This is a genomic window from Pseudomonas sp. Ma2-10 (assembly GCF_054330215.1).
This window is the reverse complement of sequence record NZ_JBTEYL010000001.1, coordinates 313140-325285: the sequence shown is the minus strand read 5'-3', so window position 1 is coordinate 325285 and position 12146 is coordinate 313140. Positions and strand designations below refer to the sequence as shown.

The following is a 12146-nucleotide window of genomic DNA, read 5'->3' as shown; positions in this document are numbered from 1 at the left end:
TCTGTTTTAACGACCGGCGGCCATGGCTTTGTCGATCAGCCAGTTCAGGTTCGGACCACGAGTGGCGTTGACTTCAACCGGGCGGCCGGCGAATTTGCTGTCCAGCGGCTCGTCAGGCTTGATCTGCACGCGGATGTCGGACGACAGGTCGGCGCTTTTCAGGCTGGTGCTGCTGCTGATCGTGCCGGAGCGGATTTTGTCTTCGCCTGCGATCTGGAAGCTGACCGAGCTGCCTGGCAGCACGTCGCTGAACTGGCGATAGGAGAAGCGCGCTTCAACGTTGGCTTCGCTGTTGCGCGGCACCAGTTGGAAGATCACGTCGCCCTTGCTGGCGTACTGACCGTCGGCGACCATTTGCTGCGCCACGGTGCAATCGCACGGCGACGTCAGGGTGCCGGTCATTTGCTTGCCGAACAGTTCTTCAACCTTGGCCGGTTGCAGTTGGTCTTCGTCCAGATGGCCCTTGAGTACGTCGAGCATGCTGGTGCTGAACGTCGCCAGCGGGGCGCCTTTGGCCGCAATGCCGTCGGTTTTGATCAGGCTCTGTACCGTGCCGTCGCGCGGCATGGTGATGTTCATGCCCGCCACGCTGACCAGACCGGCCTGGGCGTGGCTGACGAAGTACATGCCGTACACCGACTTGAAGATGAAGCCGAATGCCGTCAGGCCGACGAGGAAAATCGCGAAGCTGAAAGTCACTGCACGCAGACGACCGAACGGGGTCATGCCGTGGCCGCCATCCTTGACCTTGCGGGCCTTGGTGAAGTTGTCGCGTTGCAGGGTGGCCAGCACTTCACCCATGGTGACGATGTCGCCTGCCAGGTGAGAAGTGATGAGGTGGCGCAGGGTGGAAATGTCCTGAGATTCGAGGTTCTGAAACTGGCAACCGGTACGACCGGTTTCGCGCTCGTGGGAGCGCACCAGTAACTCGACGTCCATGGCCAGGCCGAGGTTATCGATGACGAACTGCAGGCGAGCCTTGTACACGTCGCCGATCTTCAGTGGCTGCTGACCGGCGTTGAAAGCCAGGCCGCCAGCGGAGAGGTCGATGACCCGAGCTTCTACCGGGGTCCGGTCAGGACCGTAGAAACGCAGCTTGGCCGGGATTTTCACCCGGGCGTGTTGGCGCTGAGCTTCTGATTCATGCACTACGTTGGCGTTGACGGCGGTATTCATATGGGCGATTTCCTAGTTAATTCAGGCGAGTTCGGTCAGACCATCATCAGCAGCACGGCAACAAAGATGCTGCCGGCGGAGAAGGTCATGGTCCGAGACGACCAAGTGTTGAACCAACGTTGAAAGCTGGCGAGATCACGGGTCAATTTGGTGTCCTGGCGAGTCCAGGATTGTTGGTCGAGGCGGAAGAACACGTAGATCTTCACCAGCGCGCCGACGATCTGGTTGTAATAGAGAATCGCCGGGTAGGCCGGGCCGATCGTGTGACCGGACAAAGACAGCAGCACGGTCAGGATCAGGCGGGTAATGCCGATCCACAGCAGGTAAACCAGGATGAACGCGGCGCCGTACTTGAAGGTGGCGATGAGCGCGACGGTCAGGCCCAGCAGTGACGTCCACATCGACACACGCTGGTCGAACAGCACCACCGAAGTGAACAGGCCGAGACGTTTCATCCCCAGGCCCAAGGCGCGGGAGTTCTGCCGCAGGTTGTTGCCGTACCAGCGGAACATCAGTTTGCGGCTGGCCTTGATGAAGCTTTTTTCTGGCGGGTGTTCCACGGTGTGGATCGCGGCGTCCGGTACGTAGAACGTGTCGTAGCCCAGGCGCATCAAGCTGAACCAGCTCGACTTGTCATCACCGGTGAGGAACTTGAAGCGGCCCAGGCGCCAGTGTTGCAGTGAGTCGCTTTCCACGTCGGCGATGAAGTCCGGATCGGTCACCACAGTGGCGCGGAATACCGACATCCGTCCGGTCATGGTCAGCACGCGCTTGGACAGCGCCATCGAGCACATGTTGATGTGGCGCTGGGCGAACCGCAGTTTGTGCCACTCGCTCATGATGTAGCCGCCGCGCACTTCGCAGAACTCGTTGGTGGTCAGGCCGCCGACATTGCCGAACAGCTGAAACCACGGCACGGTCTTGAGCACGACGCCTTCGGCGAGCACGGTGTCGCCATCGATCACTGCAACCACTGCTCGGTCGTCCGGCAAGTGGCGGGAGATGGCGCGGAAACCGTAGGCCAGGCCATCGCGCTTGCCGGTGCCGGGAATGCGCACGAAGTCGAGCTTGACGCGAGCCGGTGGGTTCATTTTGGCCCAAAGGCTTTTCACCAGCTTCTCATCGGACATTTCCACGATGGAGCAGACCATGGTGGTCGGCAGGCCGCAGTCGATCGCTTCGCGAATCACCGAGGCGTAGACCTGGGCGGTGGTCAGCGCATCGATACGAAAACTGGTGACCATCAGAAACACATGGGAGGGGTCTGCCGCTTTACCCAGCTTGCGCACTTTGCGCCGCAGGTGCGGGTAGACCACGTACAGAAACAGCATGCCGCGCAGAAAGTGCGTAGCACCCATCGAGTAGCGCCAGATACCGACGATACCGATCAGCAAGATGAAGTCATTCGACTCGGAGTCGAACGTGGACGCAGGCAACGCCATGGCGATGCCCATCAATAAACTGAGGTAAAACAGCCAACCGGCGACCTGAAGTAGGCCGTGCTTTAGCCTGTGCATAATCTGCATCCGTCTCTATCTCGGGCGAGCCTGTGGGGTGGCCCGATGGGGTTAAGGCAGGCGAAAAAGCCGGGAGGGTTGCGGGATTTGTGAGCCCTGCAAACCCTCCCCAAGCCGCTTGTTACCAGCAGATGCCTTCAGTCCGGCCACTCACGTTGGTGGCTTGGGACATGAAACCGACCAGGTCGATCACTTGCTTGCCGTGTGGAGCGTGTTGCGCCAGCGCGCGGAACTTCTCGTCACGGTTGCCGAGGATGATCACGTCGGAGTTGTTGATCACGTCGTCGAAATCGGCGTTGAGCAAGGATGAGACGTGAGGAATCTTCGACTCGATGTAATCCTTGTTCGCACCGTGGACACGGGCGTATTCGACGTTGGTGTCGTAGATGCTCAGGTCGTAGCCTTTGCCAATCAGCATTTCCGCCAGATCAACCAGCGGGCTTTCGCGCAGGTCGTCAGTACCGGCCTTGAAGCTCAGACCCAGCAGGGCGACTTTGCGTTTGCCGTGGCTGGTGACGATGTCGAAGGCGTTCTGCACTTGGGACTCGTTACTGCGCATCAACGAGTTCAGCAGCGGCGCTTCCACGTCCAGGGACCCGGCACGGTAGGTCAGGGCGCGAACGTCTTTGGGCAGGCAGGAGCCGCCGAACGCGAAACCAGGGCGCATGTAGTACTGGGACAGGTTCAGAGTCTTGTCCTGGCAGACCACTTCCATCACGTCGCGACCATCGACGCCGACGGCCTTGGCGATGTTGCCGATCTCGTTGGCGAAGGTCACCTTGGTGGCGTGCCACACATTGCAGGTGTACTTGATCATCTCGGCCACTGCGATGTCCTTGCGGATGATCGGAGCGTCAAGTTCTTCGTACAGCGATTGCAGAACGTCGCCCGACGCCTTGTCGAACTCGCCGATGACGGTCATTGGCGGCAGATCGTAATCGGCGATCGCAGTGCTTTCACGCAGGAACTCTGGATTCACTGCAACGCCGAAGTCGACGCCGGCTTTCTTGCCGGAGCAGTCTTCGAGGATCGGGATCACTACGTTTGCCACAGTGCCTGGCAGTACGGTGCTGCGAACTACGATGGTGTGACGGGTCGTCTTGTCTCGCAGGACAAAACCGATCTCGCGGCACACGGCTTCGATGTAGTTCAGTTCCAGGTCGCCGTTCTTCTTGCTCGGCGTGCCGACGCAGATCATCGACAGGTCGGTATCGCGAATTGCTTCGGCGAAGTCGGTCGTGCCGCGCAACTTGCCCGTCTCGATACCCTTGTGCAGAAGCTCGCCCAGACCCGGTTCAACAATCGGCGATTTACCGGCGTTGATCATATCGATTTTGTCTTTGGCAACATCGACGCCAACGACGTCATGGCCCCGTGCAGACAGGCAACCGGCACATACTGCGCCGACGTAACCCAAACCAAATATGCTGATGCGCATCGCAATTACCTCTGTGTTTATCAAGCCATTACATGGCCGGAGTTAATGGTGTTCAGCGGTCATAGTGCACTCGGAAGTGCGTCTCAACGGCGCCGCGATACCGCGTGCAGGCATGTAAGTTCCGAGTGTCTAAATAAGTTCACTCAAGGTGCGCGCAACTAGGCTTTTATTGTTATGGCGAGCCCTGTTATGCAGCTGATCTTCTAGTCAGAAGACATTCGTGCAAAGGTCTTACGCGCTTGATGCCAGGCCAGAAGCCCGTAAATCAAGCGGTTTGGTGCTCAGGTGAGCACGTTTATAGGGGCGCAGCCTTGGCCTTGTAGGGGATATTGATGATGCTTATCTCCTGTCCTTTATGTGTTGCCCAGATCAGGGGCCAGTCAGCAGAAGTTAGTGTGACAACTTGGCTGCATGAGCCTCTTCTCTGCGTAAGTTATCTCGTACAAGTTAAGAGAAAATGGTTACCGGTGGTATGAGCGACGCATTTGGACATAGTTCCAGTCCACCCATCGCGAATTCTGAAGTTTCTTGAAATATTGAAAAAGATGGCACTGCTCTCATATTGATAGCAACGCCTGTTTCACCCTTGATACATAGGGTTGTGGTCGGATTAGATAGTTATGTGCCACTACCGATAAAAAAACGCAGTGCCACTACTGAAAAACTTCAGCGAAGTCGAGTGAAACTAAAGTTAGAAAATTAGTTGATTGTTTTTTGACGTCAGTAAAATGACGAAACAGGCGGGAATTGTTGGACGATTGGACGTGACGCACGACCCATTAATGAGGCGTGCGCCAGCCAAGTGTTTACTCGGGTGCGTGATCGCGCAGGAACACCAGGTTGTCCGGTTTAGACTGCTCGGTACTGTAGCGATAACCTTGTAGGTCGAATTGCTTGAGGGCTTGCGGGTCGTTGATGCGCTCTTCAATGACGAAGCGACTCATCATGCCTCGGGCCTTTTTCGCGTAGAAGCTGATGATCTTGTACTGGCCGTTCTTCAGATCCTTGAATTCGGTATTGATGATGCGCGCGTTCAGAGCGTTGCGTTTGACCGCCGAGAAGTACTCGTTGGAGGCCAGGTTAAGCAGAACGTCATCGCCTTGATCGGCCAGGGCTTCGTTCAGCCATTCGCTGATCCGTGTGCCCCAGAAGGCATACAAGTCCTTGCCACGGGCATTCGCCAGTTTGGTGCCCATCTCCAGTCGATACGGCTGCATCAGGTCCAGTGGGCGCAGCAGGCCGTACAGGCCGGACAACATGCGCAAGTGCTGCTGGGCGTAATCGAAATCGGCCTCGCTGAAAGTTTGAGCATTCAATCCGGTGTAGACGTCGCCCTTGAAGGCGAGCAGTGCCTGTTTGGCGTTTTCCGGAGTGAACGCCGGCGTCCAGCTGCCGAAACGCGCGGCGTTGAGTCCGCCGATCTTGTCGGAGACGTGCATCAACTCGCTGATCTGCGCAGGGGCCAGTTCGCGCAATTGCAGGATCAGCTCCTGAGAGTGGTCGAGGTATTGTGGCTGGGTGAAGCGCTGGGTCGCCGGGGGTGTTTCGTAATCGAGGGTCTTGGCGGGGGAAATCACCATCAGCATGAAGTCGTCTCCTTTAATCGTGGAGGCGATTCTAGGGGGTTGTCTGTGTTGACTCCAGCTATGAGCGTCATAGGTGATCGGTGGTGTCATGCGATCTTTTGATCTTCCCGCGATATAGTGCCGCGCGGGTTTTGTTATGGAGACATCCCATTGCGTATCGTTTTTCTATTTTCGGCCTGGCTGTTGAGCTTCGGTGCCATGGCGGCGCCGGGGGATGTGGCGACGCTTGATCGCAGCACCTGGCCTGAACAGCTCAACAGCCCGACCCTGTTTGATGTGGCGTCACGCGCCGAGATCCTCATGTTCGCTCACGTCCTGTTGGCCAGCGAAACCCTGGATGAAGTGAGCCTGGCCAAGCGTCTTGGGTTGCGCACGGTCAATCTGGAATCGATCAACAACCTGCGCCAGCGCATGTGGCAGCGACTGCTGAGCAACTATAACTACGCCCAGCAGAGTTGTGATCAGGATGCGTCCTTCTGTTTCCTGGTCGAGGACATGGACACCCTGCGCCGGCAAGCCGCCAAGTTTCAGGTCAGCGATGAGAGCTACTACATAAAGTGGGCCGAGCCGAGCCGACTGTTCCACGCCCAGTACCTGGACGAGCAATTGCGCAAGGCAGCGCTGTTTCCGCAAACCAGCAGCGAAGTGGAGCGTTTTGGCGACTATGAGCGCAACGGCGATCAGATGCATGACCGGCTGTTTTTGCTGACCTTCGACAGTGCCGCCAATGCCACGCCGGATAACACCGCCTGGGCCACGGAATACCTGCGCAAGTGGAACATGAGTGGCACGTTCTTCGTCCTCGGCAAGGACATCCAGGCCCGTCTGGCCGATCGTTCGGTGGCCAACCTGCAAGCGACGTACTCAAAGCAATGCATTGGCGTGCAAGGTTGGGAGTTTCGCTCCCACAGCCATTGGCAGGACTGGCAGGACTCGGTACGACGCAGCGTCGAACTGGTCAAAAACAAACTGCCCGAGAACTACGTGCCATTGTTTCGGCCGCCCGATGGTCAGCGTCGGTCTGACGCGGAAGGATTCTTCAAGTCCCAGGGTTTGCAGGTGGCGCTGTGGGATATCGATGCCCAGGAGGGTGCCGGCAAGCTAAAAGCCAATCAGAGCGCGCAACGGGTGTTGAGCCTGATGTTGTTGTGGCGTCACGGGGTGATCAACTTCAACGTGAAGCAGGATGCGCTGAAAACGGCGATGCCCTGGCTCATCACGCAAACGGCGCAAAGCGGAATCGGCTGGGAAGACTGTCAGGGCGCGTTTCGCTGAAAACGGCCAAAGGCCGTAAACATTGGGTGATGAGTGATTTTTGGCGGGCATTCGATGCAGGCCGACTTCCGACTTTAACGGGATGATGGCAATCCGCCTAGTGCTATTGGTCACTCTGAAAAATAAACTTCAAAAAAACGTCAAAGTACTTTTTTCTGTCACAGGTTTTGGAGTATTACGAAGACAGACCGCCGAAACCTGCAACACAGGTGGCGTCTTCCAAGACCCCAATTTGTGTGCAGTTCACTTGAGTCCCAACAGGTGAATTCGGTGGCCACTTCGAGGCGCAGCACTGTCACGGTATTGCGTCGACTGGCTCCCACAAAGGTGACCGAGTATGGATGATCACGGACGTAGTTCTTCCTCCAACCAGCCAATCCTTTATGTACTCGATACCAACGTACTGATTCACGATCCAAACGCCTTGCTTAACTTCGAAGAACACCACGTTGCCATCCCGATGACCGTGCTTGAGGAGCTCGACAAGCTCAAGAGCGGGCATCACAGCGTGGCTGCAGAATGCCGTCAGGCGATTCGCCTGATCGACAAGACCTTGGGCGATGCCAGCCCTGAAGATGTCGAACTCGGTGTCCCGATCCAGCGTGGCAAGAGTGGGCCCAAGGGTTTGCTATCAATTTTGATGAGCAAACGTGCCGAACCGAACATCATTCTGCCCGAGCACCTGAACGACAACATCATCATCAACCAGTTGATCGACCTGCACGCGCGCGAACCAAAACTGCCCGTGGTGCTGGTCACCAAAGACATCAACATGCGCCTCAAGGCCCGGGCTTGCGGGATTGCGGCCGAGGACTACAGCACCGACCAACTGGTTGACGACGTGTCGCTGCTGCCCAACGGTTATCACAACATGACCGGCTCTTTCTGGGACCGTGTGAGGAATGTCGACACCCGTCAGGATCATGGCCGCACCTGGCACCAAGTGCAGTTGATCGACAACCTGCCGGCGGTGCACGTCAACGAGTTCATTATTGATGAACAGGGCTTTGTCGGCTGGATCAAGGAGATCGATGAAGACAAGCTGCTGATTCTCGACCTGCATCAGGAACCCCTGTTGCACCAGGAAGCCTGGGGCCTGAAACCGCGTGACATCTATCAAAGCCTGGCGCTGTACGCCTTGCTCGATCCGGATATCCACCTGGTCAACCTGACCGGGGCCGCGGGTTCCGGTAAAACCATCCTCGCACTGGCGGCGGCGATCGAGCAGACCATGGTCAGCAAACGCTATCGCCGGATCATCGCGACCCGTAGCGTGCAGGGCCTGGACCAAGAGATCGGTTTCCTGCCCGGCACCGAAGCGGAAAAAATGGAGCCTTGGCTGGGCGCCATCACCGACAACCTCGAAGCCTTGCACATGGATGACGAAAACACCCATGGCAGTGTCGATTACATCCTCAGCAAAGTGCCGTTGCAGTTCAAATCCCTCAACTACATTCGAGGCCGCAGCTTCCAGCAGAGTCTGATCCTCATCGATGAATGCCAGAACCTCACGCCGCACCAGATGAAAACCATCATCACCCGTGCCGGCGCCGGTTCCAAAGTGGTGTGCCTGGGTAACCTGGCACAAATCGACACCCCTTACCTGTCCGCGACCAGTTCCGGGCTGACGTACCTGACAGAACGCTTCAAGGATTTCCCCAACGGTGTGCACATCACCCTGCAAGGGGTGCCACGTTCGATTCTGGCTGAATACGCTGAATCGCATTTGTAAACGCTTGACCAAAACCGGGCGACCTGAAATTCGCCCGGTTTTTTGTGCCCGGCGAGTAACCCTGTGGAAGCGAGACTGTTTGCGATGGTGCCACCGCAGTAACGCCATAGCCCAAGACGCCTGTGTCATTCATTTGAAATGCGAGTTGCCTCTGACGAGAAATCATCGCGATATTTAAGATGTAGAAGTGCACCGAAAAATACGGCGATACCTCCAGAGAGGATAAAAACGCCACCGATTGAAATATGTGTCGATAGCCATGCACCAAAAATCGGCCCTGTGATCATAAATAACAACGTTAAACTGCGTGCGGTGGCTGACACTGTCCCCAAATGAGATAACGGGCAGTATTTCTGCAGGGTCACGCCAAACCCTAAAGATGTAAGCCCATAGGCGCAGCCTGCGATGAAGAAAATAAATATCAAAGTAGCCAGTGCCGAAATGTCTCCTGGCAATGGAAGTAGTCCGGCAATTGCTACCATTAGACCAAACATTAGTAGAGATAGCGTTGAACATAGAGACATTCTGCTGGGGTAAATTATTTTGAAGCTCAGGCCGGCTAAAAGTCCTCCTAGTGCCGTAGCACTAACGATTGCTCCAAATGCATATGCACCGAAACCAATGCCTTTCAGAAATAGACTCAGCAATGAATCGTAACATCCCAGTACGGCAGATTGAATGAGTGTGCAGATGAAGAATAATTGCGTGGATGGTCCACTGCGTAATAACACCTTCAAGGCTTTTAAGCTTCCAAATGATCTTTTTTCGGGCGCGTGTATTTTTTTCTGTCGATTGTTTAAAGAGAGAAAAATTACGCAAAATACACCGAATAGCGAAAAAATAGCGGAGATTAAAAACCCGTATGCTTTGTCTGTTGTGCTGGCAATAATACCCGCGGCCAGAGGTGAGCAGACCTTGATTAAGTGATCCATTACGGTGATCAGTGAGATATTGTTGACGAGGTCTTTGTTGGCCAGAAGCTTTCTCGTCAAAATTATTTCTGCTGCTCCGGAACCCAGATTAGATATTCCTTTGAGACAGACAAGCGCTAGGAACATAACTTCAGAGTGTGCTGAAAATAATAGGCAAGCAACGATAAAACGGAGTGAAAAACTTATTAATAAAAATTTTACAGGGCTCATGTGGTCAGCCAGAGATCCAAAAGCAGGCCCTAGCAAAAGTAATGGAAGTCCATACAGCGCTGCTGCATAGCCCAGCGTTTGTGGAGATGCATCGAATTCAAATGTCAGGACCGTAAACATCAGAACGAAGTCGACCCACAGTGTGACGGAACTGCTGAGGCGTATCCCGCATAAGTAGCCGTATCCTTTGACTTCGGGAAGGCTCACTGCTCTGTCCGGTTAGTGCGATACATTACGTGATCTACTACACGCATAGATACTTCGTTGTTTGGGTAAAATATCTCAAAATTGATGAGTGAGCTTATAAGTCCCCTTCCTTTGACATTTAATGAGGTGATGCATAGGACGCTAACGCCGGATATTTTTTTGAATGCTGATAATAAATTATACATGTCGGCATTTTCCTGATGGCTGACGGTCTGGACCCTGGCAGTCCTATCAGCCTGAGTAATGGCTTTAAGTCGCTTGTCAATTGTGTTTTTACTTCGGTGACGAAACTAGTCGTATTAAAAGGGAGGGTCAATAATTTGGGTTGTAGGATTATTCTTTGGGTGTGGTTCCGTCATTCGTACGCCAAATTCCTACTGGGTATTTTTTTAGACAAGTATTCAGTCTGTTGCGCAAGCGTTGATAGAGCGCAGTGCTTCTGGGGCATTCGGAGTATTGTCGATTCAGTAACATTAGATTACTGAATCGGGCTCGGTGACTTGTCTAATCGCGGATGAATGTTGACCATGACAGAAGACATAGACGCTGATCGATGAATGCCAGAACCCCACGCCGCACCAGATGAAAACCATCATCACCGGTGTCGGTGTCGGTGTCGGTTCCAAAGTGGTGTGCCTGGGTAACCTGGCACAGATCGACCCCCCTAACCTGTCCGCGACCCGTTCCGGGCGGCCTCACAGGTCGCCCGGTTTTTATGCCCAACACATAACCCTGTCGAGATCCGTTAATCAAACGTGCGGATTTTTGACCCACAGGTTTACAATCGGGGCTCCTGATCAGGAGTATCCCTGTGCTGACTCATCTCGATTCCCAAGGTCGCGCCAATATGGTCGACGTCACTGAAAAAGCCGTGACGTTCCGTGAAGCAACAGCCCAAGCGCTTGTGCGCATGCTGCCCGAAACCCTGCAGATGATCGTCAGCGGCGGTCACCCCAAGGGTGATGTGTTCGCCGTGGCGCGTATCGCGGGCATTCAGGCTGCGAAGAAAACCAGTGATTTGATCCCTCTGTGCCATCCGCTGCTGCTCACCGGCGTCAAGGTCGAGCTCAGTGCCGAAGGCGACGACACCGTGCGCATTGTCGCGCGCTGCAAGTTGTCCGGACAGACCGGCGTAGAGATGGAAGCCCTGACCGCCGCCAGCGTTGCGGCGCTGACTATCTATGACATGTGCAAAGCGGTGGATCGCGGCATGACTATCGAAAGCGTGCGGCTTCTGGAGAAGCTCGGTGGCAAGAGCGGCCATTTCCAGGCGGATCAACCATGAACGTCACCGTGAAGTTTTTTGCCCGTTACCGTGAGGCGCTCGGCGTGGACTCGGTGAAGGTTGAAGGTGATTTCGCCACGGTCGACGATGTGCGTGCGCTGCTGGCCCTGCGTGACGGTGCCGAAGTGTTGAGCGAGCAAAACTTGATGTGCGCCCGCAACGAAGACCTGTGCCAACTCGATGAGCCGGTGAGCGATGGCGATGAAGTGGCGTTTTTCCCGACCGTGACCGGAGGCTGAGCCATGGCGATTCGCGTGCAATCGACGGCGTTCGATCCGGGTGCTGAAGTCAACGCCATGCATGCCGCCAATGTGGGCGTCGGTGCGGTGGTGAGTTTTGTCGGCTATGTTCGCGACTTCAATGAAGGACTCGACGTCGCCGGGATGTTCCTTGAGCACTACCCGGGCATGACCGAAAAAGCCCTCGCCAAGATAGCCACAGAGGCCAAGCAGCGCTGGCCGCTGCTCAGGCTGGAAGTGCTGCACCGCATCGGCGCCCTGGAGCCGGGTGAGCCGATCGTCTTCGTCGGCGCCGCCAGCGCCCACCGCCAGGCCGCGTTCGATGCCTGCGCCTTTGTCATGGACTACCTGAAAACCCGTGCGCCGTTCTGGAAGAAAGAAAACACCTCTGACGGGTCGCGTTGGGTTGAAGGACGTGACAGCGATCATGCGGCGGCGGATCGCTGGAAGCCGTAAGTAGCCGATAAAGATCGCCTCACGCTCCTGCGTGGGAGCGATCAACGCCCCTAAATTCCCTTCCCCTCCATCGGCTGGCAGAACAGCAGGTGT

General features: G+C 55.6%; 10 protein-coding genes and 2 pseudogenes. 6 read left to right on the top strand and 6 right to left on the bottom strand.

The features are described from left to right. Window positions 1-6: 6 nt before the first annotated feature. The 4 genes from ACXPVS_RS01395 to yaaA all read right to left on the bottom strand — a co-directional run bounded on the left by ACXPVS_RS01395 (window position 7) and on the right by yaaA (window position 5717). On the bottom strand, window positions 7-1176 hold the full coding sequence (locus ACXPVS_RS01395) for a PilZ domain-containing protein (RefSeq protein WP_458508314.1): 1170 nt from the start codon (window positions 1174-1176) through the stop codon (window positions 7-9). A 35-nt stretch (window positions 1177-1211) separates the two neighbouring features. Continuing rightward, the gene (gene alg8, locus ACXPVS_RS01390; RefSeq protein WP_458508313.1) at window positions 1212-2693 is read right to left on the bottom strand and encodes a mannuronan synthase; all 1482 of its coding nucleotides are present in this window, start codon (window positions 2691-2693) and stop codon (window positions 1212-1214) included. Window positions 2694-2814: 121 nt separating this feature from the next. Further along, a complete protein-coding gene (locus ACXPVS_RS01385) occupies window positions 2815-4131 on the bottom strand; it encodes a nucleotide sugar dehydrogenase (protein WP_458508312.1) in 1317 nt (438 codons plus the stop codon). Window positions 4132-4937: 806 nt separating this feature from the next. Further along, the gene (gene yaaA / locus ACXPVS_RS01380; protein ID WP_458508311.1) at window positions 4938-5717 is read right to left on the bottom strand and encodes a peroxide stress protein YaaA; all 780 of its coding nucleotides are present in this window, start codon (window positions 5715-5717) and stop codon (window positions 4938-4940) included. Between the two features lie 150 nt (window positions 5718-5867). Here yaaA and ACXPVS_RS01375 point away from each other — a divergent pair, with 150 nt between their 5' ends. After that, on the top strand, window positions 5868-6992 hold the full coding sequence (locus tag ACXPVS_RS01375) for a polysaccharide deacetylase family protein (RefSeq protein ID WP_458508310.1): 1125 nt from the start codon (window positions 5868-5870) through the stop codon (window positions 6990-6992). 337 nt (window positions 6993-7329) lie between these two features. Further along, a complete protein-coding gene (locus tag ACXPVS_RS01370) occupies window positions 7330-8724 on the top strand; it encodes a PhoH family protein (protein ID WP_282479893.1) in 1395 nt (464 codons plus the stop codon). Between the two features lie 125 nt (window positions 8725-8849). On the opposite strand, the gene ACXPVS_RS01365 is transcribed toward ACXPVS_RS01370, so the two are convergent. Together ACXPVS_RS01365 and ACXPVS_RS01360 are read right to left on the bottom strand one after the other, a co-directional pair. Further along, window positions 8850-10073, bottom strand: coding sequence for an MFS transporter (locus ACXPVS_RS01365; RefSeq protein ID WP_458508309.1), 1224 nt, complete (start codon window positions 10071-10073; stop codon window positions 8850-8852). After that, window positions 10070-10342, bottom strand: a pseudogene (locus ACXPVS_RS01360) (carbamoyltransferase C-terminal domain-containing protein); the annotation flags it as partial. The pseudogene ACXPVS_RS01360 and the gene ACXPVS_RS01365, both read right to left, overlap by 4 nt. A gap of 277 nt (window positions 10343-10619) precedes the next feature. Between ACXPVS_RS01360 and ACXPVS_RS01355 the strand changes: the two are divergent. The 4 genes and pseudogenes from ACXPVS_RS01355 to moaE form a co-directional block, all read left to right on the top strand. Beyond that, a pseudogene (locus ACXPVS_RS01355) lies at window positions 10620-10808 on the top strand (PhoH family protein); the annotation flags it as partial. Between the two features lie 76 nt (window positions 10809-10884). Continuing rightward, window positions 10885-11358: a cyclic pyranopterin monophosphate synthase MoaC gene (gene moaC, locus ACXPVS_RS01350; protein WP_033061025.1), complete on the top strand. Its 474-nt coding sequence runs from the start codon at window positions 10885-10887 to the stop codon at window positions 11356-11358. After that, window positions 11355-11597 (top strand): MoaD/ThiS family protein, encoded by a 243-nt coding sequence (locus ACXPVS_RS01345; protein ID WP_458508308.1) that lies wholly within the window; start codon window positions 11355-11357, stop codon window positions 11595-11597. Before moaC ends, ACXPVS_RS01345 begins: the two co-directional genes overlap by 4 nt. A 3-nt stretch (window positions 11598-11600) precedes the next feature. After that, entirely contained in the window at window positions 11601-12053 is a 453-nt protein-coding gene (gene moaE, locus ACXPVS_RS01340) for a molybdopterin synthase catalytic subunit MoaE (protein WP_458508307.1), read from the top strand. Window positions 12054-12146 lie beyond the last annotated feature (93 nt).